Origin of the sequence: Bacillus vallismortis (assembly GCF_004116955.1) — a bacterium.
GTDB lineage: Bacteria > Bacillota > Bacilli > Bacillales > Bacillaceae > Bacillus > Bacillus vallismortis.
Window position 1 is genome coordinate 3,487,501 of the sequence record NZ_CP026362.1, and the last position, 25,143, is coordinate 3,512,643.

The following is a 25,143-nucleotide window of genomic DNA, read 5'->3' on the forward strand; positions in this document are numbered from 1 at the left end:
TGTTACCTGAACTTCACCCTGGACATGGGTAGATCACCTGGTTTCGGGTCTACGACCACGTACTCATGCGCCCTATTCAGACTCGCTTTCGCTGCGGCTCCGCATCTTCTGCTTAACCTTGCACGGGATCGTAACTCGCCGGTTCATTCTACAAAAGGCACGCCATCACCCGTTAACGGGCTCTGACTACTTGTAGGCACACGGTTTCAGGATCTCTTTCACTCCCCTTCCGGGGTGCTTTTCACCTTTCCCTCACGGTACTGGTTCACTATCGGTCACTAGGGAGTATTTAGCCTTGGGAGATGGTCCTCCCGGATTCCGACGGAATTTCACGTGTTCCGCCGTACTCAGGATCCACTCAGGAGAGAACGAAGTTTTGACTACAGGGCTGTTACCTCCTATGGCGGGCCTTTCCAGACCTCTTCATCTACCTCGTTCCTTTGTAACTCCGTACAGAGTGTCCTACAACCCCAAGAGGCAAGCCTCTTGGTTTGGGCTAATCCCGTTTCGCTCGCCGCTACTCAGGGAATCGCATTTGCTTTCTCTTCCTCCGGGTACTTAGATGTTTCAGTTCCCCGGGTCTGCCTTCTCATATCCTATGAATTCAGATATGGATACCACTCCATTACGAGTGGTGGGTTTCCCCATTCGGAAATCTCCGGATCAAAGCTTGCTTACAGCTCCCCGAAGCATATCGGTGTTCGTCCCGTCCTTCATCGGCTCCTAGTGCCAAGGCATCCACCGTGCGCCCTTTCTAACTTAACCGTTAAAAAGAATCACTATGTGATATCTTGTCTTACTAATTGAATGTGATGTCTACTGTTATCTAGTTTTCAAAGAACACGTTTCGAAGGAATGATCCTTCAAAACTAAACAAGACAGGGAACGTTCTGTTTATAAGACCCAAGGTCTTATATTCCGTAATATATCCTTAGAAAGGAGGTGATCCAGCCGCACCTTCCGATACGGCTACCTTGTTACGACTTCACCCCAATCATCTGTCCCACCTTCGGCGGCTGGCTCCTAAAAGGTTACCTCACCGACTTCGGGTGTTACAAACTCTCGTGGTGTGACGGGCGGTGTGTACAAGGCCCGGGAACGTATTCACCGCGGCATGCTGATCCGCGATTACTAGCGATTCCAGCTTCACGCAGTCGAGTTGCAGACTGCGATCCGAACTGAGAACAGATTTGTGGGATTGGCTTAACCTCGCGGTTTCGCTGCCCTTTGTTCTGTCCATTGTAGCACGTGTGTAGCCCAGGTCATAAGGGGCATGATGATTTGACGTCATCCCCACCTTCCTCCGGTTTGTCACCGGCAGTCACCTTAGAGTGCCCAACTGAATGCTGGCAACTAAGATCAAGGGTTGCGCTCGTTGCGGGACTTAACCCAACATCTCACGACACGAGCTGACGACAACCATGCACCACCTGTCACTCTGCCCCCGAAGGGGACGTCCTATCTCTAGGATTGTCAGAGGATGTCAAGACCTGGTAAGGTTCTTCGCGTTGCTTCGAATTAAACCACATGCTCCACCGCTTGTGCGGGCCCCCGTCAATTCCTTTGAGTTTCAGTCTTGCGACCGTACTCCCCAGGCGGAGTGCTTAATGCGTTAGCTGCAGCACTAAGGGGCGGAAACCCCCTAACACTTAGCACTCATCGTTTACGGCGTGGACTACCAGGGTATCTAATCCTGTTCGCTCCCCACGCTTTCGCTCCTCAGCGTCAGTTACAGACCAGAGAGTCGCCTTCGCCACTGGTGTTCCTCCACATCTCTACGCATTTCACCGCTACACGTGGAATTCCACTCTCCTCTTCTGCACTCAAGTTCCCCAGTTTCCAATGACCCTCCCCGGTTGAGCCGGGGGCTTTCACATCAGACTTAAGAAACCGCCTGCGAGCCCTTTACGCCCAATAATTCCGGACAACGCTTGCCACCTACGTATTACCGCGGCTGCTGGCACGTAGTTAGCCGTGGCTTTCTGGTTAGGTACCGTCAAGGTGCCGCCCTATTTGAACGGCACTTGTTCTTCCCTAACAACAGAGCTTTACGATCCGAAAACCTTCATCACTCACGCGGCGTTGCTCCGTCAGACTTTCGTCCATTGCGGAAGATTCCCTACTGCTGCCTCCCGTAGGAGTCTGGGCCGTGTCTCAGTCCCAGTGTGGCCGATCACCCTCTCAGGTCGGCTACGCATCGTTGCCTTGGTGAGCCATTACCTCACCAACTAGCTAATGCGCCGCGGGTCCATCTGTAAGTGGTAGCCGAAGCCACCTTTTATGTTTGAACCATGCGGTTCAAACAAGCATCCGGTATTAGCCCCGGTTTCCCGGAGTTATCCCAGTCTTACAGGCAGGTTACCCACGTGTTACTCACCCGTCCGCCGCTAACATCAGGGAGCAAGCTCCCATCTGTCCGCTCGACTTGCATGTATTAGGCACGCCGCCAGCGTTCGTCCTGAGCCAGGATCAAACTCTCCGATAAAAGTTTGACTGACTACGCACATCGCTGTGCGATTTATAAAAAATGAATTAACAGGTACGTTTTGTCTTGTTTAGTTTTCAAAGATCATTTTGTTTGTCGACTTCGTTTAAGCGACTTTATTATTATAACTCGCTGACTCAGTGAAGTCAATAACTTTTTTGAATTTCTTTTTTGGTCATTGCCTTGTTTAGCGGCAACGAATAATAATATACCACCTTGTAAATAATAGTGCAATAGTTTTTTTGAAGAAATACTTAAGAATTTAAAAAGAGCGGCATCCTTTCACTTGAAGGATGCCGCTCTTCTTTATTAGCGCTGTCTCATTTGCGGGAATAACAGCACATCGCGAATAGAAGGTGCATTCGTCAGCAGCATAACCAGACGGTCGATACCAATTCCTAAGCCTCCTGTTGGCGGCATGCCGTATTCCAGAGCTTCAACAAAGTCTTCATCCATTAAATGAGCTTCATCGTTACCAGCTTCACGTTCTTTTAATTGCTCTTCAAAACGTTCTCTTTGATCAATAGGATCATTCAGCTCTGTAAACGCGTTTGCATGTTCACGGCCAACGATAAACAGTTCAAAACGATCTGTAAAACGCGGGTCCTCTGGATTTTTCTTGGCTAGAGGAGAGATTTCTACAGGATGTCCGTAAATAAACGTTGGCTGAATCAGCGTTTCTTCGATTTTTTGTTCGAAGAATTCGTTGATGATATGGCCTACCGTCATAGAATCTTTTATCTCTACGCCATGTTCTTTTGCGTATTCACGCGCTTGTTGAACATTAACCTCTTCCCAGAAATCAACACCAGTCGCTTCTTTGACTGCGTCAACCATATGGATTCTTTTCCATTCAGGTTTAAGGTCGATTTGTTCTTCACCGTATTGGATCGTAGTCGTACCAAGCACTTCTTGGGCAATATGAGCAACGAGGTTTTCAGTTAAGCTCATGATATCTTTATAGTCCGCATATGCTTCATATAACTCAATCATCGTGAATTCAGGGTTATGGCGTGTAGAGACACCTTCATTACGGAAAACACGGCCGATTTCATAAACCTTTTCTAATCCGCCGACAATCAGACGTTTTAGGTGCAGTTCAATTGCAATACGCATGTAGAGCGGAATATCCAATGCATTGTGATGGGTGATAAACGGGCGTGCAGAAGCGCCCCCAGGAATGCTATGCATTGTCGGTGTTTCTACTTCTAAGTATCCGTGATCATCAAGGTATCTTCTCATAGCTTGAATGATCTTGCTTCGTGCGATGAACGTATGTTTGCTGTCTGGATTTACGATAAGATCCAGATAGCGCTGGCGGTAGCGCTGCTCAACGTCTTTTAAACCATGGTATTTGTCAGGAAGCGGACGAAGCGCTTTTGTCAGCAATTCAAAAGAAGTTGCTTTAACAGACAATTCGCCTACATTTGTTTTGAAGACTTTTCCGGTTACACCGATAAGATCCCCGAGGTCAGAAGACTTGAAGATTTCGTATTGGTCATCACCGACACTGTCTTTTCGTACATAGATTTGGATTTGGCCTTCTAAGTCCTGAAGATGGGCAAAACCAGCTTTTCCTTTACCTCGTTTTGTCATCATGCGGCCTGCGATTGTGACTTCAATCGCTTTTTCTTCTAACTCTTCTTTGGTTAGTTCTTGATATGCTGAAATAACTTCCTGAGATTGATGAGTTCTTTCAAAACGTGCGCCGAACGGATCAATGCCGTTATCTCTCAGCTGGTTCATTTTATCGCGTCTGACTTGCAGCTGGTCATTCAATTCTTCATGGTTTTGCTCTTCTTGACTCATTGTTATCACTCCATTACAGATATTGTTTCATGAAAAAAGCAGAAAAACTGCCAGCATAAAACTGGCAGTGAGCAGCAAATAGAGGTGAGTATTATCCTACTTTTGCGTTTTGAAGCTCTTTTGCCTCAACTTCAACAGTAAATGCATCTAAAAGCTGCACAACCTCTTCTCTTGTCTCGCAATGATTGATGTCATTACGAACATTCGCATTGCCTCTTACGCCTTTCAGATACCATGCAGCGTGCTTTCTCATTTCTCTTACCGCTACGTTTTCACCTTTTAAGTCAATCAGGCGGTCAAGGTGCAGTTTGCATACAGCCATCTTTTCGCGTACTTGCGGCTCTTCTTTCAATTCACCTGTTTCAAGGTACTGAACCGTACGGTAAATCATCCACGGATTGCCCAATGCAGCGCGACCAATCATGACACCGTCTACTCCTGTTTCATCGAGCATACGCTTTGCATCCTGCGGCGTCTTAACATCGCCGTTTCCGATAACCGGAATTGATACTGATTGTTTTACTTCTTTAATGATGTCCCAGTTTGCGGTTCCTTCGTACATCTGAACTCTTGTACGGCCGTGGAGCGCAACTGCTTTTCCGCCGGCACGTTCTACAGCCTGTGCGTTTTTCACTGCGAAAATGTGGTCTTCATCCCAGCCCATTCTCATTTTTACTGTAACTGGTTTATCAACGGCATCCACTACTGCAGAAACCATTTCGTAAATCTTATCAGGATCGAGAAGCCATTTCGCTCCCGCGTCACATTTTGTAATCTTCGGTACAGGGCATCCCATATTAATATCAATAATATCAGCAGTTGTGTTTTGGTCTACAAACTTCGCCGCTTCCACAAGGGTTTCCTTTTTTCCTCCAAAGATTTGAAGGCTGAGCGGTTTTTCGCGTTCATCAATGTAAAGCATCCCCATGGTTCTTGCATTGTTGTAAAGGATCGCTTTGTCACTGACCATTTCAGCGCATACCAACCCAGCACCGAATTCCTTTACAGTCAACCTGAATGCCGAGTTGCAGACACCAGCCATCGGAGCAAGGACAACCCGGTTTTTCAATTGAATATCTCCGATTTTAAACATATTTGACCTCCCTTCATCATTTGTTATCTTTTTCTGACGGCGCTAATTCGTCCACGCTTATATTTAAAACATCTGCTGCACCTTGAATGATGTCAGCTGATGGCAATCGGTTTCCGCGTTCAATTTCGCCGAGAATAGAAACTGATATACCTAATGCTTTTGCAAATCCTTCTTGAGTATAACCTTTCAGCTTTCTGAATGCACGAATTCGTCTACCCCAGATATCTGCTTCCATACTCTTACACCTTCTTGGTCTGTTTCCGCGCTTATTGCCTCTTCTTCAACCTGCTGGCAAATCTCCGCGAGCGGCACAAGGACAAACAAACGCTCATACATTCTCGGATGCGGAACAATTAGTTGCTCTGTTTCAATATTTTCACGATTAAACAGCAAAATGTCAAGGTCTGCCGTCCGCGGTCCCCATCTTACTTCCCTTGTTCTGCCTAACTCATATTCTATATGCTGTGTCAGTTCTAGAAGTTCAAAAGGGTTCAGCGATGTCGTGATTTCAACAGCCATATTCAAGAATTCAGCTTGATCTTCGTATCCGACCGGATCAGTTTCGTAAATAGAGGATACTTTAGTAACTGTCACCTCATCATGTTGATGCAACAATGTCACCGCTCGCCTTAAATACTTTTCTTTATCTCCAATGTTCGACCCAAGCGCAATATAAGCTATATTGTTCATGATTTTTTTCTCGTGATTTCAATCGCTACTGATTTATAGTGTCCGGGAATTGGCGGATCGGGCTTAATGACTTTCACAGTACATTGCTTTACTGGCTTAAATTTGTTAAGGACAGATTCAGCAATACGTTCCGCCAGTGTTTCCACCAATTTCACAGGTTCCCCTTCTACGATATCTTTACATACGTGATAGAGCTCAGCGTAGTTGATCGTTTCCTCAAGGTCGTCTGTTTGTCCGGCTTTGCTTAAATCCAGCTCAGCGGTTAGATCAACTTTAAACCGCTGACCAAGCTTGTTTTCCTCTTTGAACACACCGTGATATCCGTAAAACTCCATTCCTTCTACATAGACTTTATCCATGGTGCTTCCCTCCCTTATTCAGCATTGCGTCCATCATTTTCGCCATTCTGGCAATTTGTTTTACATCATGGACCCTGACGATGTCGCAGCCTTTTTGAATCCCGAGACACACAGTTGCACCTGTGCCCTCAGTCCGCTCCTCAGGCGGAAGATCCAACACACGTCCGATGAATCTTTTTCGGGAGGTTGCCAAAAGAACCGGATACCCCAGCCCGCTGAAAATCTCGAGTTTGTTCATCACTGCCAAATTATCGTGATAGGTTTTCGCGAAACCAATTCCGGGATCAAGAATAATGTTCTTCTCCTCCACACCGGCCTCAACAGCGATTTTCACACTCTCCAATAAGTCCGATAACATATCCGGCAATAAGTCATTGTAATTCCTCTCTGGGCGGTTATGCATGAGAACAATCGGTACGTTGTGTTCGGCTGCAACAGATGCCATCTTTGGGTCATGTTTCGCTCCCCAAATATCATTGATGATAGATGCGCCGGCTTTAACAGCTTCATCTGCGACAGAAGCCTTGTACGTATCTACAGAAATCGGCACGCCCAGTTCTTTTGTGATACGCTCAATCACAGGAATCACTCTGGACATTTCCTCATCCTCTGACACATACTCGGCGCCGGGTCTTGTGGATTCTCCTCCGATGTCAATGATATGGGCACCGTCATCGATCATCTCTTTCGCGTGCAGCAACGCCTTGTCCAAGCTGTCATATTTTCCGCCGTCCGAGAAAGAGTCAGGCGTTACGTTTAAAATCCCCATCACCAGTGTCTTCTCGTTATATGATAAAGCGCTGGGCTTGGTGTGGATTACTTGTGTTTGGTCTATTGTTTGCTGCGCCATTCTCTTCCCCTCTTTTCATGAATCATGTTCTTTATTTCTTTTTTGTAAAGCATTTGAAGTGCAGAGAACGCTTCTCCGCTTCGGCCCGCATAGTTTGCATTTTCTATTTTAGTAAATGGGATGATTTCCAGAACCGAGTTTGTCATCCACGCTTCATCAGCTGCCAAAAGAGCTTCCAGCGCGTATCGGCCCGTTTTGAGCTCCAGTCCTAATTTCTTTGCATTTTCAATGACAAAACGTCTCGTGACGCCGTCCAGAATACCTGTATCAATCGACGGAGTATAAATGCAGCTGCCTTTTCTCCAGAAAACATTTGATATGATGCCTTCTGCAACAGCTCCATCGTCCGTCAAGAAAATCCCTTCGATACGCGGATCATTTCCGATTTCCCTTTTCGCATACATATTATTTAAATAATGATGAGATTTTAATCGGAACGGGCCCTCTGGTGTGTTTCTCCTTATTGATAAAACCTTACCTTCTTTTTGCATAGGAAGGCTTTCTGGGTTCAGCTGGTTCACAATACATAAAACAGTGGGGCTATCGTAAGTCTGGGCAACAAAGCCTTTATCGCTGATGCCGGCTGATATGTTCAATCTGACGCGGGCATCGCCATCCCTGATATCATTCAGCCAAAGCAGCTTGTCCAGCATCTCAAGAACCTCATGCTTTGAAACAGTATATTCGATTTGCAGATCTAAGAGCGCACGCTCAAGCCTTTCTATATGCCAATCAAGTAAAAACGGACACCCTTCGTAGAGCCTGAAGGTTTCGAAAACACCGATCCCATATAAAAAACCATGGTCAAAAGGAGAAAGAACTGCATCTTTCTCCTCTATATACCGGCCGTTAACATATATCATCACGCAATAACTTCCTTGCGGTATGTCTCAATGAAATTTCTGAGCATTTCTTTCCCAAATGAGGTCATAATGGATTCCGGGTGAAATTGCACGCCCTCAATCGGGAGGTCATTGTGGCGAATGGCCATGATTTCTCCTTCTTTCGTTTGTGCTGTTACTGTAAAACAGCTTGGCAGTGTCTCAGGTTTTACGATTAGCGAGTGATAACGAGTCGCAACAAGGGGATTTTTCAAACCTTCAAAGATTGTCTTGCCGTCATGCTCGATATTCGAGGTTTTTCCGTGCATCAGCCGCTCTGCTCTCACCACGTCACCGCCAAACACTTGTGCGATGGACTGATGTCCGAGACAAACACCGAAAATGGGGATTCTTCCTGCAAAATGTTTAATTGCTTCTAGGCTAATCCCTGCCTCATCGGGGCTGCACGGTCCGGGTGAAATCATCAGAAAATCCGGAGAAAGATCTTCAATTTCTTCGATCGTAATGTCGTCATTGCGTTTCACAATCAATTCTTCCCCAAGCTCGCCTAAATACTGCACCAAGTTGTACGTGAATGAATCGTAGTTATCAATCATTAAAATCATGTCTCAGCTCTCCTCATCTCATTTTTGGTCTCTTCTTTGCTCAGCTCTAACGCCTTTTGCATCGCAAAAGCTTTTTTGAATGATTCCCTGTATTCGTGCTTTGGAACAGAATCAATCACAACTCCTGCGCCGGACTGCATGAATGCCTGCCCTCCGGTTGCATAAATGGTTCGGATGACGATATTAAAATGAAGATCGTTGTTATATCCAAACCACCCTATAGATCCAGTATAAAGCCCGCGGCGTGTCGGCTCAAGTTCTTCTATAATTTCCATCGTTCTTACTTTGGGAGCACCTGTAATGGTTCCTCCGGGAAATAAGGCATGAATAATATCTACAGCATCGTACCCATCCTGCAGTTCCCCTTGAACGTTAGATACGATGTGCATCACATGCGAGTATTTTTCGATGGCCATAAACTCGTTCACGTTCACAGACCCGTACCTTGATACTCTCCCTAAATCATTTCGCTCAAGATCAACCAGCATGACATGTTCAGCGCGTTCTTTTTCATTGTGGATCAATTCGTTTGCGAGCGCCTTATCTTCTTCATCGGTTTTCCCTCTTGAACGGGTGCCTGCAATCGGTCTCGTCTCTAATCGTTTCCCCTTTTTGCTGACAAGAAGTTCAGGCGATCCGCAAATGATCTGGAAATCAGGTGTCTCTAAATAAGCCATATAAGGAGAAGGATTTACTTCTCTCAGGGTTTTGTAAACTTGATATGGGTGGGCAGACAGTGACTGTGACTGCCTTACTGATAGATTAACCTGAAACACATCTCCGCTGGCGATGTATTGTTTGATTTTCTCTACAGCCTGCGAGAATCCATCCTCAGTAAATGGCGCCGCGAAGGAACCGTCCGTTTCATGCTTTATCTCTCGCGAAGGAATAGCCGGAAGCTCAGTCAGCCACATCTGTTCCAGCCCAGATAACTTCGCGTCTGCGGATGCGCGATCAGAATCATTAACATGAGTAATCAGCCACAGAGACTCTTCTTGATGGTCATAAACTGCTATATCATCAAATACAAGAAAATAAATATCTGGCGTTTCCAAATCATCTAGTGACAGCATTTTAAAATTTTCAATGTAACGTGCGTAATCATAGCTGAGGAAACCGATTGCCCCGCCTTGAAAATCCGGAAGCTCGTGATTTGTTTCTGTTTCCAGCGTTTTAAACCAGCTGTGGAAGGCGCGTAATGGGTCACCTTCTTTAAACAGTATCTCATCACCATGCTTAATAGTCGTCATCCCGTCTTTTCCTTTTACAGTCGCAATTGGATCAAGACCGGCTATACTGTATCTGCCGCCTCTCGCGCTTTCAAGCAGCACATGATGTTTTTTGGTTTGTGCAAGTTTCTCAAATTGTTGTAAGAATGAGTCTTTTAGAAAAGGTACTTTTTTGCCTGCCGGTCTGCGTTGTGCCATTTATATCATTCCTCTATTTTCTTTTTTGCTTGATTTTTATTGTAAAGCAATCTTGTTGGTGAAAAAAGTGAATTTCTCTTCCAAGAATATCATTCGAAACAGACACGGCATATTTGATGCAGAAATAAAAAAACTCCCGGCAGGCCGGGAGTTTGGCTTTTTAATCGAATTGATACAGCGGCGTGCTCAGATAACGTTCGCCGTTACTTGGAATGACGGCCAATACTTTTTTGCCTTTTCCAAGCTTTTTCGCTACTTGAAGAGCAGCATAAATTGCCGCGCCTGATGAGATGCCTCCGAGAATTCCTTCTTCACGTGCAGCTCTGCGTGCATATTCGAATGCCTCTTCATTCTTTACAGGGAAGATTTCATCGTATACTTCTGTGTTTAAGATGTCCGGCACAAATCCAGCCCCGATTCCCTGGATTTTGTGGGGGCCTGGTTTTCCTCCTGAAAGAACAGGAGAGTCTGACGGTTCAACAGCGTAAATTTTGATGGAAGGGTATGCTTCCTTCAGAACCTCGCCCGCTCCTGTAATTGTTCCACCGGTGCCGATACCGGCTACAAATGCATCAAGCTGGTCATCGCCAAATTGCTGAACGATTTCTTTACCCGTTGTTTGGCGGTGAATTTCTGGATTAGAAGGGTTATTAAACTGTTGCGGCACAAAGTACCCGTGCTTTTCAGCAAGCTCTTCAGCTTTCTTAATGGCACCTTTCATTCCTTCCGCACCCGGAGTCAGCACAAGCTCAGCACCATATGCGCGAAGAAGGTTGCGGCGCTCCATGCTCATTGTATCAGGCATAACCAATATGGCTTTTAATCCTTTAGCAGCAGCAACCATCGCAAGCCCGATTCCGGTATTTCCGCTTGTCGGTTCAATGATTGTGTCACCAGCTTTTAATTTCCCTTCTCTTTCAGCGGCTTCAATCATGGCTAATCCGATACGGTCTTTTACACTGCTTCCAGGGTTCATGTATTCAAGCTTTAGATATACATCTGCGCTATTCTCATCTGCAAGGCGATTTAATTTAACGATTGGCGTATTCCCTATTAATTCAGTAATGGAGTTTGCTACACGTACCATTCTCGACACCTCAATTTCCGACTATTTGTATTGGTATTATGTATATAATCTATCAATTTCAAAATTTTTTGTCAATCACTTAGTACTTTTTTCCCCATAAAACCAAGATACATCGGCTTCTTTCCAAAGCGTTTTGACTGTCGCTTTATCACCTAACTGATCCATTGCGATTTGCCGTCTGATCTGATCCTTCACTTCATCATATGAGAATGTTCTCGCCTTTAGTTTTTCTTTCAGCTGAATAACGGCGTATCCGTTACTTACCTTTATCGGTTCGTCAGACCATTCATCCTCTTTAATTGTTTTTGCTTCTTCAATGTATGCTGACGGAATGTTGGCTGATGCTTCTGTGACAAAGCCTAAATCTCCGCCGTATGGTGATGTGTATCTGTCTGCAGACCTTTCCGCCGCTACAGCTTCAAAGCTTGAGCCGCCTTTCAGCTCTTTCAGGACTTCTCTCGCTTCTTCTTCATCTTTTACCACAATGTGACGAATTCGATACGAATCATCAAACTGATACAGCTCTTTATTTTTATTGTAGAATGATTTCATTTCTTTATTAGAAATATCAATATCCTTTGTTAACAGTTCCTCAAGGAGAATATTATAACGAATTTGGTCTTTCCACTCTTTTTCTGTTGTACGTTCGTCTTCGTAAAAAGAATTGTTAACCGCCTTAATCAACAAAAACTCACGATCAATTTCGTTTTTAGACACTTTGAGATTGTTCTTTTTGGCGAGCTGCTCAACGACTCGGGCATTGATCATATCTTCAAGTGTCGACTTTCCATATTGATCTTCCATTTCTTTCAGCCACTCTTGTCTCGTCACGCTTTTGCTTCCGACAGTCGCAATAGACTCCCCGGATGGCGATGCGCCGGCTTGGGATTTCGTCAGCGTATATGCAACGGCAATACAGCAAACCAACAGCGCCCCTAAAATAACGGTCCACATTGTTCTTGATTTCAAACCTGCTTTCAGCTCCTTTATTGAAATGTAAAAAACCCGCTAAAGAGCTTAGCGGGTAGTTTGGTCACGAAGCCCTTCCAGCTCTTCTTTTGTAAATAAGTACTTTTCATTACAAAAATGGCATACTGCTTCGGCTTGTCCATCTTCTTCTATCATATCTTGTATTTCTTTTTTGCCTAGCCCTAAAATGGCTGTTTCAAAACGTTCTTTTGAACAAGAACAATGGAATTGAACAGGCATCGTTTCCAAAATCTCAGGCTTCTCGCCTAGAACTTCTTCTAAAATTTCTTCTGGTGTCAGTCCTTTTTGGATGAGCTTTGAAATCGGCTCTACTTGGGATAGACGTTCTTCAATTTTTGTGATGGTTTCATCATCTGTTCCCGGCATAAGCTGAATAATAAAGCCGCCCGCCGCAAGAATGGTATTATCAGGATTCACGAGCACACCGACGCCTACCGATGAAGGAACCTGCTCAGATGACACAAGATAGTAGGTGAAATCATCTCCCAATTCTCCTGAAACAATTTCTGTTTGTCCTGTAAAGAACTCGCGCAATCCTAAATCTTTTACGACACTTAACGTTCCGCTTGTTCCAACCGCACGTCTGACATCAAGCTTGCCTTGTTCATTTAAATCAAAATGAACTTGCGGGTTAGAGACGTATGCTCTGACTTCTCCTTTTGCGTTAGCATCAGCTACAATAGCACCGATCGGGCCTCCGCCCTCGATTTTCACTGTCAGCTTATCTTCGCCCTTCAGCATAGCGCCGAGCATAAGCGAAGCTGTCATTGTACGGCCCAGTGCGGCGGATGCTGTCGGCCACGTGCCATGTCGTTTTTGTCCTTCGTTTACCATATCAGTTGTTCTCGCTGCATAAGCGCGCACTTTTCCGTCATACGCAAGTGCTTTTATTAAATAATCCATTCCAAAACCTCCTATACACTTCCTACGCGGTTTCGTTCATAAATCAATTCCAGCCCTTTTAAAGTCAAGAATGGATCTACGATATCTATGCAATCTGATTCATTTGCAATGAGCGACGCAAGGCCTCCGGTCGCAATGACCTTTGGTTCCTGTTTTGCCTGCCATTTCATTCGCTTTACAATTCCTTCTACTTGTCCGACATAGCCAAATAAAATTCCAGATTGCATCGCGCTAACCGTGTTTTTTCCAATAATATTGTCAGGCCGGGTGATTTCGATACGAGGAAGCTTTGCCGCACGCGAATAAAGCGCCTCTGTTGAAATCGTAATCCCAGGAGCAATTGCTCCGCCCATATATTGTTTGTTTTCATCAATATAGCAATACGTTGTGGCAGTTCCAAAATCAACGACAATTAACGGATTGCCGTATAGATGTATCGCAGCAACTGCATTTACGATTCTGTCTGCTCCCACTTCTTTAGGATTGTCATATTTTATATTCAAACCTGTTTTCATACCCGGTCCGACAATTTGCGGCTCGATATGAAAGTATTTTGTGCACATTCTTTCTAACGCAAACATAATTGGCGGCACAACAGATGAAATAATAATGCCATCTATCTGTTCAAACATAAGCCCGGAATGCTCAAATAAAGAGCGTAAAATCATTCCAAACTCATCTTCTGTTTTATGCCTGCTTGTCTCTATACGCCAGTGATATTCTAATTTCCCATCATGATATACACCAAGTACAGTATTGGTGTTCCCCACATCGATAACCAGTAACAACCTCTATCACCACTTTTGAATAGTTTCTCTACTTTACTTTTTACAAACATTCTACAATACCATACACGATCAGCGGCTTATTTGTAAACAAAACGATACCAGAACTGGATGATTGTAAAAGCCGCGACCTAACTGATGATTTACATAAAAAAACTGCCGGCGTCAGCCGGCAGTTTTTAGAAAGAAAGCGAATTACTCTGTTGTATCGTCTTTCTTTTCTTCTGTTTTTGTCAGAATGTTTACTTTCACGTCATCGTTCTTCTCTTCATCAGAGAAATTGCGTTCAGGTAACGATCCATGATCGACAAGATGTTTGATTTGTTCAGCATCCAGTGTTTCAACTTTCAGAAGCGTTTGAGCAATCAATTCAAGCTTGTCACGATTTTCAGTCAGGATTTGTTTCGCGCGCTCATAACATTCTTTAATGATACGCTGAATTTCCTGGTCAATTTCGTAAGCGATTTGATCACTGTAGTTCTGTTCGTTGTTGAAATCACGGCCTAAGAATACTTGGCCGCCCTGAGACTGTCCAAATTGCAACGGACCCAGTTTTTCTGACATACCGAATTCTGTAACCATTCGTCTTGCAATATTCGTCGCACGCTGGAAGTCATTGTGCGCCCCTGTGCTGACTTCACCGAAGATGATTTCTTCAGCGACACGCCCGCCCAAGAGGCCGACAATTTTATCAAGCAGCTCCGGCTTTGTCTGGAAGTAACGGTCTTCTCTTGGAAGCATAACAGCATAACCGCCAGCCTGGCCCCGAGGAACAATCGTTACTTTATGAACCATATCAGCCTCATCTAAAACGAGTCCGATCACGGTGTGTCCGCCTTCGTGATAAGCCACGATATTGCGTTCTTTTTTGGAGATGACGCGGCTTTTCTTAGCAGGTCCGGCAATTACGCGGTCCGTCGCTTCGTCAATATCACGCGCATCGATTTTTTTCTTGTTTTGACGAGCCGCCACAAGAGCAGCTTCATTCAAAAGATTTTCTAAGTCAGCGCCTGAGAATCCAGGTGTTCTCATGGCGATTGATTTCAAGTTAACCGTTTCGTCCAGCGGTTTATTTCTCGCATGGACTTTCAATACAGCTTCACGGCCAATGACATCTGGGCGGTCCACTGTGATTTGACGGTCAAAACGTCCCGGACGAAGTAAGGCTGGGTCCAAGATGTCCGCACGGTTCGTCGCAGCAATGATGATGATTCCTTCATTGGCGCTGAATCCGTCCATTTCAACAAGCAATTGGTTTAGCGTCTGTTCACGTTCATCGTGTCCGCCGCCGAGACCCGCTCCACGCTGGCGTCCGACTGCGTCAATCTCATCAATGAAAATCAAACAAGGCGCATTCTTTTTCGCATTTTCAAACAAGTCACGCACACGGGAAGCACCGACACCTACAAACATTTCAACGAAATCAGATCCGCTGATGCTGAAGAAAGGTACGCCAGCTTCACCCGCACAAGCTTTGGCAAGCAATGTTTTACCGGTACCCGGAGGTCCGACTAACAGCACGCCTTTTGGTATTCTTGCGCCAAGTTCGGCAAACTTGCGGGGATCTTTCAGAAAGTCAACAACTTCAACGAGTTCTTGTTTTTCTTCGTCAGCCCCTGCAACGTCTTTAAATTTGACGCGTTTCTTTTCCTCTGTATACAGCTTCGCCTTGCTCTTCCCAAAGTTCATGACACGGCTGCCGCCGCCTTGAGCCTGATTGAGCAGGAAGAAAAACAGAATAAAGATAATGACAAACGGGATGATGGTCGTCAAGAACGTCACCCAACCGCTTGTTTCTTGAGCGGGCTCAACCTTTACGTCTGTCTTTTTCAAAGCATTAAATATCTGGTCTGCTCCCTTTCCTTCAGGAACATGAGTCAAGAAGTATTGATCTTTGTCGTAGTTTTTCAGCTGCCCTTTTACCTCATAAACACCTCTGACAGGCTGAACCGATACGCTATCAACTTTCCCGTCATCCAGGTTTTTGATAAACGTACTGTACGACATATTTTCTGTTTTCGGATTTGAGGTCTGGAAGTAGCTCACAACCCCGATTACTACTAATAAAATAAGTAAATAAAAAATGGTATTACGGAAGACCCGATTCATTCCTTACCTCCTCCCACAGTAAGCACAACTATGTTCAATAGTACCATAGAAAATCATTCCAATACAAACAATAACCATCTCGGAAGCAGGCTGCCGATCAGCTTTCATAAACTGCCGGTTTTAACACTCCGATATAAGGCAGATTGCGATAGCGCTCAGCATAATCAAGTCCGTAACCCACTACAAACGCGTCAGGAACTTCAAAGCCTACAAAGTCTGCTTTAATGTCCGCTTTTCTTCCGCTCGGTTTATCCAAAAGGGTAACAATCTTAATTGATTTTGCTTTACGGTATCGGAAGAGCTCTACTAGATAACTTAAGGTTAACCCACTGTCGATGATATCTTCAATAATTAAGATGTCCCGGCCCTCTACAGATGTATCCAAATCTTTGATGATTTTTACTTCTCCAGAAGAAACCGTGGAGTTTCCGTAGCTTGATACATCCATGAAATCCATTTCCAAATATGTATCAATATGTTTGATAAGATCCGCCATAAAAGGAAGCGCTCCTTTTAACACGCCGATTGCCAACGGAAATGTATCTTGATACTCGCTTGTTAGTTCTGCGCCTAACTCTTTTACTTTCTCTTGTATCTCTTCCTCAGAGATCAGTACTTTCTCGATATCATGTTTCATCATGATTTTGCTTGCCCCCTACACTTTTCATGCTGTCTATATTGTAATACAATGCGGTCGCTATTTGGAATCACAAGATCTTCAAAAATTGATTTTTTCAAGCCCGGTATCCAGATAATTTCACCGCTTGCGTCTGTCACAATCGGCCAGTTGTCTCTTTCCCTGAGAGGCAATTTCTTATCAATAAATATATCCTTTACCTTTCTCGAGCCGTTCATCCCTTTTAGTTTGATCCGGTCTCCAGCTTTTCTTGTCCGAATCGTCAAGGGAAAACTCACCATTTTTTCACTTGTAATAAAAACAGCATTCCCATGTTCTTCAGGCGATTCCGCATATCGCTTTGCCTCTATCAGAAATCCATTGGGGAGCACTGCCGTTTCATCAGCAGCTCCGCTTATTTGGTATTCAAAGGGAACATTTTTGCACTGCCATTGTTCAAATGTAAACAAACATGTCTGATATGATTTGACCACCTTCAGCCCTTTCGGAAAGTTCAATACTCCTGAAGGACCGCCCTTTTCCGCCCATTCGAGAAACTGCTGAATGTGATGAGCTGAAAAGGAGTATGGAACGTTTTCATAAAGATAGTTTAATATTAGTTGAACTCCTCTTCTTTGTAAAGGCATCGGGAGGGCAAGCAATTGAGAGGAATTAATTTCAACTGATGTATTAGACTGGCTTGTGATTACTTTATTCATTTCTTCTTTCGTTAATGACTGTAAGAAATGCTCATCTTCCGTCAGTGCTTCACTTACTTTCTGAAACCTTTTATGCACATCCGGCGACTCCTGTTTCAGAAACGGGAGCACTGTTTTTCTAAATCTGTTTCTTGTGTAGTCATCTTTGGCGTTGCTTTCATCCGTCCGGTAGCTCAAGCCGTTTTGATGGCAGTAGTGAAGGATCTCTTCCTTTGTAATGGGTAAGAACGGCCTAATGATCCGTCCCGTCCCAAAACGTCTGACGGGCTGAATTCCTGCAAGTCCCGCTCCAAGTGTGCCCTTAGCAAGTCTCATAAGCATCGTTTCAACCTGGTCATCACCATGATGCGCAAGCGCCAGATAGTCCGCTTGATGCTTCGACATGACGTCCTCAAAGAACTGGTAGCGGCAATCACGTGCGGCGGCCTGCTTATTGAGACCTTTTTCCTGCGCATATGCAGTTACATGAATCTGAGCCGTTTCGCACGCGAGCTGCTCAGCCTTGCAATAAGCTTGGACAAAACGCATGTCCTCCTCGGATTCCGGGCCCCTGAACCGATGGTCGACATGAGCCGCAATGATATTTGCTGAACGTCCGCATAACGTATGCAACGCGTGAAGAAGAGCTATTGAATCCGGACCACCGGAAACGCCTACAATGATTGTCGCCCCTTTTAACTCAAGATTGTGTTTATGAAAAAAATCTTTGACACTTTTCACAATGTCCTCCTCGCAATGAGCAGGTTTTTTAAAGATATTCATATCCTATCACTTTCAATCCTTCCAAGCAAAGAAGAAGCATAGGCTTAGCAGATTAAGCCATTCAGATTAAGAAAAAGATAATGTAGGCGAAATAAAGTGCTAAAACGCTGATCACGATAAGCGTTGTTTCAAATAATCCCCCCGACTTAGCGGCCTTCTGTTTTGGGGTGTATCGTGTCTTCGTTACTTTCCCTTGGCGCGTTTTTTGCTGCCTTTGTCTTATGGCAGGCTGCGCCGGTGCTTTAGCAGCTTGTTTTCCCTGCACTGTCCTTTGCCCAGTGTCGAGCATATCTTTCTTCATTTCATCTGCGGATTGATAAGCCCCGTTCAATGCTGAAATAAGCACTTTTTTATACTTTTTCAGCAGCGGGTGTCCTTCGATTAGAGATCTAAGCTGTTCCTTAGGCTGATTTGACTTCTTGAATTCTTTTTTATGCACGCTGTTGACCATAATCATGGCAACAGCAAACAGGTCGTAGGATGGCTCTGCTTTTCTCGTTCCATACCCCCAATAGCCTCTGTCGTAAAACTCGGTATACTCTTTTATCGCCCGGCCTGCCTTTGTCGTGCCGCCTACATCAATGCAGCGGATTCTTGCTGGCGGACCGGTTACGATCAGATTGTCAGGTTTAAGATCGCCGAATATCCATCCTTGCTGGTGAAGCACCGATAAGCTGGATAAAAGTTGAATGATCAATACCGGTATCCATTCTGCTCCTTTATCACTGACATAATTCAAAAGCAGCGGGCCTTTTATGTATTCCATTGCATAAAATGAAACCTTCGTATTTGCACTGGGGATATAGGCATCATCTGTATCAAAAAAAGAAGGCCCCATTGTAACGGACTGGGCCTTTGAGAAAGATTTCAAGACATTCACTTCAGAAGTAATAGACAAGCTGTCATCACTCACCTTTAAGGCAACATGTCCATCTGATGCTTCTGCCAAATACACAATTCCATTGGCCCCTTTTCCAAGCTGTTTACGCAGCGTATAAGAGTTTCCGTTCCACTTGCCTTTGATTGCCGTACCCGGCTTGAGGCTACATGCCAAACTCGTTAAAGCGTCGTTCATCATCTGCCAGCATGCTCCTTCTTGAGCGGATTTTTTCAAACTGCTTTGTCGCTTCGCGTATCGCTGGGCCTGTAGGCGTGATGCCGCCTGTCGACAACTTTGCAAAGAGAGTGGAAAGAGATTGCAGCTTCGGTGTCCAGTTTAGCACAAGCTCGACCTCTTGTTTTTTCCCGGGAAATATACACATCGCAAATTCGTTATTCCCGATTCGGGAATTGAGACTGACAGACAAATCAATCAATGCCTCTTTTACAGTTGGAAGCTTAGGCGCCATACTCGCGCTTGTATCGACAAGAACCAACACCTGAAGATGCACCGTTTCTCCAAGCTCGTCCACCACTTCCATCACTTCGCCGCGTTTTTCCGGTGAAAGCTCCTCCATCTCCACATTCTTTCCAAGGATTTGTTTCAGCTCTTGATTGACTACACCTTGCAAGGTTTGCGTCATCGCTTTTTTTGTTACCATTTGCACAGTTTGTGAAAGCTGGGACGCATAAACGACTTGATGCACGCCGCCCCCGGCAAGCGCAATTCCTTCAACTTCCTTCATTGCCTCTGGGTCAATTTGATTTTCTTCCATTATACCTATCACATTTACCGTAATCCCCTGCTCCTTAGCATAAGCAGCCATTGCTAGCGGGTCTTCCCCATGATTCGAGCAGCCATCCGTTATCAACAAGATTTGATTTAAATGTCCGTTGTTCACATTCATTCCTCCTGGAGAATACGAGGATTCTCAGATTCATATATTCTCATCATCGCCAGAAGAAATTTGATTTATACGGAAGCATTATGAAATTTCTTGTTTGTTTTGAAAGATGGCCGGAACAGGAATCGATGCCCACTTTGGTGTATTGTGGTCAATCCGGACGACAACCACCGTCATATCGTCCTCGATCTGGCCGGATCTCGTGCGAATGACTTCCTCCATAAGCAAATCAGCAATCTCCTGCGGGTCATCTGTTTTTAAATCCTTCATTTTGCGTTTCATCCATAAATCATGATTTTCTACATGTTTTGGCCCCTCAAAAATACCATCACTCATCATGATCAAGAGGTCACCCGCTTTCAGCTGCTCACTCACAACCTCCACATCGAATTCATTAATAATGCCGATTGGCAGATTGCTCGCTTGAACTTTCATTACCTGATCACCCCTTTTGATAAAACTAGGCGTCGATCCGACCTTCAAAAATTTGCAGCTGGCATCTTGAAGATCGATAATAGATAGGTCAAGCGTGGAATAAATCTCGTCAGTTGTCCTCAGGGACAATATGCTGTTGATTGTTTTAATTGCTATTTTTTCATCAATGCCGGATTCAAGGATTTTTTCAAGAAGCTTGATCGTTTCATTGCTTTCGAAATGCGCCCTTGCACCATTGCCCATCCCGTCACTGATGGCCGCTGCATATTTTCTGGCTCCAAGCTCTATCATGCTGTAGCTGTCGCCGGAGACAAGGCCGCCGCCTTTCGCAGCGTGAGCGGCACCTGTAGATACCCTATATGATTTTGTTGATCCAAAGGCAACATGGCTGTATCCATTCGGGTGCGGGGAGTGCTGTTCGGCTTTCACAAGAATTTGTTCTTCCAAAATGTCGGAAAGCATAGGGGCAATGATTTTTTCACTTTCTCCATGGCCGCTGAATGGAATCGTCATTTCGATATCGATATTTCCTTGTTCAAGACTATAGATCTCCACATGTTGAATCTCGATTCCGAAATGCTGAAGCGCTTCTATGATTTGCTCTTCCTGCAGAAAGTGCTGTTCCCGCTCTCTTTTTATTTCCCGAGAAAAGTCTGCCATGACCTCAGAAACACCTAAAAGCTGTTCAGCAACAAGACGCCTGCTGTCCTGTACCTTTTTCTTCAGCGTCAAATGGGCATGATGATGCGCGAGTTCATCCTCAATCAGCTCTTCAACCTGCTTTGATTTAGAGCAATGCTGATGAAACTCTTTTTTAAGCCTTCGGTTAGATGCATATTCTTTTTCTTCTGTTTCAAGCATAACTTGTTTCATTAAGTCATATGTTTTATCAAAGTTCTGTACCCAGCACCTGTTTTTCTTGTAGCACGTCTGACAGGAATGCTCTGTGATCTTGCTTAAAAACAAATCAACTTCGCTGTCATCTGTCTGTTCTTCTGATGTTTGGTAAAAGGTTGCAAAGCTTTCAGACAGCGCGTGGAATACATTGGAGAACTGGTCTACCTTTTGAGCCGTGACATCTCTGATTTTCCTGGCATATTGCTGCTGCTCTTGAAGATGCTCCACCGTTCCCGGAATATATCTCGCCACCTTCTTTGTAATCGATTGAGGTGTAAGCAAAAACAGGCCGACTGCGATTAATGACTCATAAAGCGTCGTCATTAGACCAGCGGAACCTTCACCATATAAAGAAATAAGAAGAGATCCAACGATCAGACCGACTGCTGCGCCCGCTTTTTTTCCTTCCTTCAGCAAACCGCCTAATAAACCGGAAAAAGCAAGCAGGCTCATTTGATAGAGATTTCCGATATTCGCCAAACCAAGGATCAGGCCGGTCACGACACCAACGGTACAGCCAATGCTTGCACCGCCAATAAAGGAGAAACTCAATACAACATAACGAGCCAATATATGTTCTGCCTGCATCCCTTGATAGGACAAGCCGGCAAGCCCCGTCAAAACAGAAGCGATAAGGATCATAAAACAAATGATTTCTTCTATCTTCAATGACTGTTTCACTTTTTTTACGGTAAAAACCGGAAGGCTCTGAAGGAAAATCAGCGTCAAAATAAAGGATAGTCCAGCTTCAACGACAGCCATTACATAATCATAAGTTGTAAACACGCCACTTTGGGCGTAAACAAACCCGGCTCTTGCTATAGCCATGGAGAAAAACACAACAATCGGAAGTGCTTTCACACGATCATCGGTGATGAAGGCGGCCACTTTAGAACATACGAAGAATGCCAGTAATGCCGCTAATATGAGCAATGAGTGCTTTGGAGAAATGGTTAGCGCACCCGCAAGTACAGCCAGCACTGCATAAAGCGCCTTATCTCTTCTGATCAGAAGCATTGCCCCAAAGAAAGGAAGTGCGAAAGGAAGCACCTCGGATAATATGAAAGCCCGTCCAAGCAAAAATCCGATGACGACATAAATGAATCCTTTGTAGAAAAACAGTGAATGCAAATGATGAGTCACCAGCTTCGCGCCCCTGTTAAAAAACGATTGGAGTTTTTCCAAAGCTTGTCCCGCCATTGGCCCGTTCACTCTTCTTTCTGCTTTTTCCATCCCTCTCATCTCCCACCTGTTATATTCGTTGCCTGTCATTATAGCGAAAGCACAGATAGGATTTTGTCAAAAGAAGGGAACAATACTAAAGAAGTCTTCGACGGTTTCTGCCTAGATATTCATTTATCAAAAGAATATCCGGAATGTTGTCTAAAAATGAAAAAAACCGGTTTCTACAAGAGAAACCGGTTTTCTTAGGATGACCCGTACGGGATTCGAACCCGTGTTACCGCCGTGAAAGGGCGGTGTCTTAACCGCTTGACCAACGGGCCAAACAAATATGGTAGCGGCGGAGGGGATCGAACCCCCGACCTCACGGGTATGAACCGTACGCTCTAGCCAGCTGAGCTACACCGCCATATTGTTTTGTGCGTTTGAGCACAAGTTATATAATACAAAGGTTTATCCTTTTCGTCAACAGAAACTTTAATGTTATAATTTTCTGATTTTAAAAGCAGGAGAGGATAATTAAAAAGCATCCGTCGGGATGAACGGATGCTTCGTTTATTTATAGAAAGCAGCAAGTTATCCTCTTCTTGCTCCGCGCCCTCCACGTTTTGATTCCGTATTACGCTTTAAAGATGACAAGCGATCTTCGCTGTCTTTTAAAAACTTATTCATTTTCTGTTCAAAAGATTCTTTCGGACGGAAATCATTTCTAGGTCTGGCTTGCGGACGGTCTTTAGCTTTTTTAATAGATAAACCAATTTTCCCGTCTTTTTCAACGTTGATGACTTTCACTTCAACTTGGTCGCCGACTTTTAAGTGGTCGTTAATGTCTTTGACATAGTTATCAGCTACCTCACTGATGTGAACGAGACCGGTTGAGCCTCCAGGCAATTCAACAAATGCTCCAAAATTTGTAATACCTGTAATTTTCCCTTGCAACTTGCTGCCAACTTCAATCGACATAAAAAAAGTGCTCCTCCTTAGGCTTATAAAAAGATCGTTTGCTTAATTATACCTAAATAAAAATTTAAGTGTCAACAAGGCTACTTGCTCTTCTTCTCCACATTGAAGATAATTTCTCCGTCTCCGGACATGAATAAGTCCCGTCTGGCAAGCTCTGTGACGTAATCCTCATCCTTCAATTTGGATATTTCTTCTTTTAAATCTGCTTGTTTTGTCTTTAAACTTTTTAGTTCTTTTTCAAGCTGTTCTTTCTTTTCTTCTTTTGCGCTAAGGGAAGATGTTTGAGACCATACAGAGCTCGCCAGCACTATTGCCGTCAGAAATACGAGGGCGCCGAATACAGTCAACCGCCTGTACAGCCCTTTACGCCTTCTTTTCTTCAGCTGATTCTGCCGCTCTACTTGTTCTTTATAGTCGTTTTGTATTTCAGTTATCGTTCGTTCACTGGAAAAGTTCAAACCAGACGGTCCTCCTTTCATCTCTTCAAAAAACGTGAGATGGTCGTTCTTATGGTTACCAATAGTTTCTTCTTCTTTTTGAGAAATCCTGCACCTTTTTCAAAATAACGTCTCATAGTTAGACGTATTTTTTCAGGAAGAAGTTTCAAACATTGTTTTGCGATAAAACGGATCGGAAAACACAGAACCATGGCTATTTTATATAGACACAACAAGAGAAAAACGATCAGGCGGTATGTTTTCTTTAATAAAAACGACGCCAGCCAAATGATCGCTCCGCATGTCCATAAAACAGGACGAAATAACACGTGCTGAATGAGTTTTTTGAAGAATTGATAAACAGAAACAACAAGGTAAATGACGAATTTCAGTATTTTTATATAGATTCGCTTGCAAAGGCTCTGATACGTCGCAATGCCCAGCAGAACCGCTAAAAAGATGTACAGCCTGAATTCTCCCTCATTTACATGAAGCAAAACATAAAAGAAAAGCAGCCCCTGCACAATCCAGAAAAGAAGATCATGAATAAATAATAGCCATCTGGCAGTTTTGGCACGAATGACAAAGAGCCGGTATGTATCAAGCGATGCGCCGAGCCAGAGCCCCATACCGGACATCGCCAGCATTGTATAGAATTGTGTCGTCAGCGTCATTTAAACAACTTGCTAAAAAACCCTTTAGCTTTATCCCCTTGTTGTTCGTCTAAGTACACTAAATCAAATACCCTGCCTTTAATAGATACAATCCCTTTTTCCACATCTAAATTTTTCATCTGCAAGTTTTGGCCTCTGACTGAGAGCATCCCCATCACCGTTTCCAGAAGGAACTCTTCATTATCAAAGCTCTCCACATGCTTAACCCCAGAAATATCTAAATGCTTCCGGCCTTTCATTGTCACATCATGCTCTTCCGGAACAGACGAAGAACCTTTTTGATCGTAATATGAATTCATCTATTCAGCCCCCATATCCTCGATACTTTTAGCATTATTACTGCATTGTATGAGGCGGGAGATGTTTTTAGAACAAGCCTATTCGCCGAGTTTTTCTTCCTTTAGGATTGTATACATGTTTGCAGCTTCTTCTTTTTTCGTCGTGTCTTTCAACTCATTTATTTGAACTGTTACAAGCTTTTGGCCGAAGCGGACCGTTAGTTCATCTCCGGGTTTCACGTCAGAGCTTGCTTTAGCCTGGTTTCCGTTAATAGAGATTCGTCCTTGGTCAGCTACTTCCTTTGCTAATGTACGTCGCTTAATCAGCCGTGATACTTTCAAAAATTTATCTAATCTCATAT

24 protein-coding genes, 2 tRNA genes and 2 rRNA genes (1 of these 28 only partly in view) are annotated in these 25,143 nt (G+C 44.3%); all 28 read right to left on the reverse strand.

The window, feature by feature from the left end; all coding sequences use genetic code 11:
- A 23S ribosomal RNA gene (locus BV11031_RS18470) occupies nt 1–765 on the reverse strand (it extends 2,163 nt beyond the left edge of the window).
- A 170-nt stretch (nt 766–935) separates the two neighbouring features.
- A 16S ribosomal RNA gene (locus BV11031_RS18475) occupies nt 936–2,485 on the reverse strand.
- Together the 16S and 23S rRNA genes form the textbook arrangement of a ribosomal RNA operon.
- A 309-nt stretch (nt 2,486–2,794) precedes the next feature.
- Entirely contained in the window at nt 2,795–4,294 is a 1,500-nt protein-coding gene (lysS, locus tag BV11031_RS18480; RefSeq protein ID WP_121641707.1) for a lysine--tRNA ligase, read from the reverse strand.
- A gap of 91 nt (nt 4,295–4,385) precedes the next feature.
- Nucleotides 4,386–5,387: a tRNA dihydrouridine synthase DusB gene (dusB, locus tag BV11031_RS18485; RefSeq protein ID WP_100739311.1), complete on the reverse strand. Its 1,002-nt coding sequence runs from the start codon at nt 5,385–5,387 to the stop codon at nt 4,386–4,388.
- Between the two features lie 16 nt (nt 5,388–5,403).
- A complete protein-coding gene (locus BV11031_RS18490) occupies nt 5,404–5,622 on the reverse strand; it encodes a helix-turn-helix domain-containing protein (protein ID WP_039076421.1) in 219 nt (72 codons plus the stop codon).
- Nucleotides 5,574–6,077, reverse strand: a complete 504-nt coding sequence (gene folK, locus BV11031_RS18495; protein WP_129550806.1) for a 2-amino-4-hydroxy-6-hydroxymethyldihydropteridine diphosphokinase — start codon at nt 6,075–6,077, stop codon at nt 5,574–5,576. The genes BV11031_RS18490 and folK overlap by 49 nt, the downstream gene beginning before the upstream one ends.
- On the reverse strand, nt 6,074–6,436 hold the full coding sequence (gene folB / locus BV11031_RS18500; RefSeq protein ID WP_039076423.1) for a dihydroneopterin aldolase: 363 nt from the start codon (nt 6,434–6,436) through the stop codon (nt 6,074–6,076). The genes folK and folB overlap by 4 nt, the downstream gene beginning before the upstream one ends.
- A complete protein-coding gene (folP, locus tag BV11031_RS18505; protein WP_129550807.1) occupies nt 6,429–7,286 on the reverse strand; it encodes a dihydropteroate synthase in 858 nt (285 codons plus the stop codon). Before folP ends, folB begins: the two co-directional genes overlap by 8 nt.
- Nucleotides 7,268–8,149 carry an aminodeoxychorismate lyase gene (gene pabC / locus BV11031_RS18510; RefSeq protein WP_129551024.1) on the reverse strand — a complete coding sequence of 294 codons (882 nt, stop codon included), beginning with the start codon at nt 8,147–8,149 and terminating at the stop codon, nt 7,268–7,270. Before pabC ends, folP begins: the two co-directional genes overlap by 19 nt.
- The gene (gene pabA, locus BV11031_RS18515; RefSeq protein WP_121641703.1) at nt 8,149–8,733 is read right to left on the reverse strand and encodes an aminodeoxychorismate/anthranilate synthase component II; all 585 of its coding nucleotides are present in this window, start codon (nt 8,731–8,733) and stop codon (nt 8,149–8,151) included. The genes pabC and pabA overlap by 1 nt, the downstream gene beginning before the upstream one ends.
- Nucleotides 8,730–10,160: an anthranilate synthase component I family protein gene (locus BV11031_RS18520; protein ID WP_129550808.1), complete on the reverse strand. Its 1,431-nt coding sequence runs from the start codon at nt 10,158–10,160 to the stop codon at nt 8,730–8,732. Before BV11031_RS18520 ends, pabA begins: the two co-directional genes overlap by 4 nt.
- A gap of 160 nt (nt 10,161–10,320) precedes the next feature.
- Nucleotides 10,321–11,247, reverse strand: a complete 927-nt coding sequence (gene cysK, locus BV11031_RS18525) for a cysteine synthase A (protein ID WP_129550809.1) — start codon at nt 11,245–11,247, stop codon at nt 10,321–10,323.
- 75 nt (nt 11,248–11,322) lie between these two features.
- Entirely contained in the window at nt 11,323–12,216 is an 894-nt protein-coding gene (locus tag BV11031_RS18530; RefSeq protein WP_129550810.1) for a peptidyl-prolyl cis-trans isomerase, read from the reverse strand.
- A gap of 48 nt (nt 12,217–12,264) precedes the next feature.
- Entirely contained in the window at nt 12,265–13,140 is an 876-nt protein-coding gene (gene hslO, locus BV11031_RS18535) for a redox-regulated molecular chaperone HslO (protein ID WP_129550811.1), read from the reverse strand.
- An 11-nt stretch (nt 13,141–13,151) separates the two neighbouring features.
- Nucleotides 13,152–13,928, reverse strand: coding sequence for a type III pantothenate kinase (locus BV11031_RS18540; RefSeq protein WP_039076431.1), 777 nt, complete (start codon nt 13,926–13,928; stop codon nt 13,152–13,154).
- Nucleotides 13,929–14,120: 192 nt separating this feature from the next.
- Entirely contained in the window at nt 14,121–16,034 is a 1,914-nt protein-coding gene (gene ftsH, locus BV11031_RS18545) for an ATP-dependent zinc metalloprotease FtsH (protein ID WP_121641698.1), read from the reverse strand.
- Nucleotides 16,035–16,131: 97 nt separating this feature from the next.
- A complete protein-coding gene (hpt, locus tag BV11031_RS18550; protein WP_019713025.1) occupies nt 16,132–16,674 on the reverse strand; it encodes a hypoxanthine phosphoribosyltransferase in 543 nt (180 codons plus the stop codon).
- Entirely contained in the window at nt 16,671–18,089 is a 1,419-nt protein-coding gene (tilS, locus tag BV11031_RS18555; protein ID WP_129550812.1) for a tRNA lysidine(34) synthetase TilS, read from the reverse strand. The genes hpt and tilS overlap by 4 nt, the downstream gene beginning before the upstream one ends.
- 103 nt (nt 18,090–18,192) lie before the next feature.
- The gene (locus tag BV11031_RS18560; protein ID WP_129550813.1) at nt 18,193–19,209 is read right to left on the reverse strand and encodes a protein kinase domain-containing protein; all 1,017 of its coding nucleotides are present in this window, start codon (nt 19,207–19,209) and stop codon (nt 18,193–18,195) included.
- Complete coding sequence (locus tag BV11031_RS18565; protein ID WP_121641695.1) at nt 19,175–19,912, reverse strand: VWA domain-containing protein; 738 nt, start codon at nt 19,910–19,912, stop codon at nt 19,175–19,177. The genes BV11031_RS18560 and BV11031_RS18565 overlap by 35 nt, the downstream gene beginning before the upstream one ends.
- Nucleotides 19,913–19,996: 84 nt before the next feature.
- Nucleotides 19,997–22,480 carry a stage II sporulation protein E gene (gene spoIIE / locus BV11031_RS18570; RefSeq protein ID WP_129550814.1) on the reverse strand — a complete coding sequence of 828 codons (2,484 nt, stop codon included), beginning with the start codon at nt 22,478–22,480 and terminating at the stop codon, nt 19,997–19,999.
- A 200-nt stretch (nt 22,481–22,680) separates the two neighbouring features.
- A tRNA-Glu gene (locus BV11031_RS18575) sits at nt 22,681–22,752 on the reverse strand.
- Nucleotides 22,753–22,761: 9 nt separating this feature from the next.
- A tRNA-Met gene (locus BV11031_RS18580) sits at nt 22,762–22,838 on the reverse strand.
- Between the two features lie 167 nt (nt 22,839–23,005).
- Nucleotides 23,006–23,392 carry a S1 domain-containing RNA-binding protein gene (locus tag BV11031_RS18585; RefSeq protein WP_003218379.1) on the reverse strand — a complete coding sequence of 129 codons (387 nt, stop codon included), beginning with the start codon at nt 23,390–23,392 and terminating at the stop codon, nt 23,006–23,008.
- Between the two features lie 80 nt (nt 23,393–23,472).
- Nucleotides 23,473–23,850, reverse strand: coding sequence for a cell division protein DivIC (gene divIC / locus BV11031_RS18590; RefSeq protein ID WP_121641693.1), 378 nt, complete (start codon nt 23,848–23,850; stop codon nt 23,473–23,475).
- A 17-nt stretch (nt 23,851–23,867) separates the two neighbouring features.
- On the reverse strand, nt 23,868–24,503 hold the full coding sequence (gene yabQ, locus BV11031_RS18595) for a spore cortex biosynthesis protein YabQ (RefSeq protein ID WP_129550815.1): 636 nt from the start codon (nt 24,501–24,503) through the stop codon (nt 23,868–23,870).
- On the reverse strand, nt 24,500–24,802 hold the full coding sequence (gene yabP / locus BV11031_RS18600; RefSeq protein WP_039076439.1) for a sporulation protein YabP: 303 nt from the start codon (nt 24,800–24,802) through the stop codon (nt 24,500–24,502). Before yabP ends, yabQ begins: the two co-directional genes overlap by 4 nt.
- Nucleotides 24,803–24,880: 78 nt before the next feature.
- On the reverse strand, nt 24,881–25,141 hold the full coding sequence (locus tag BV11031_RS18605) for an RNA-binding S4 domain-containing protein (RefSeq protein WP_039076440.1): 261 nt from the start codon (nt 25,139–25,141) through the stop codon (nt 24,881–24,883).
- Between the last annotated feature and the right edge of the window lie 2 nt (nt 25,142–25,143).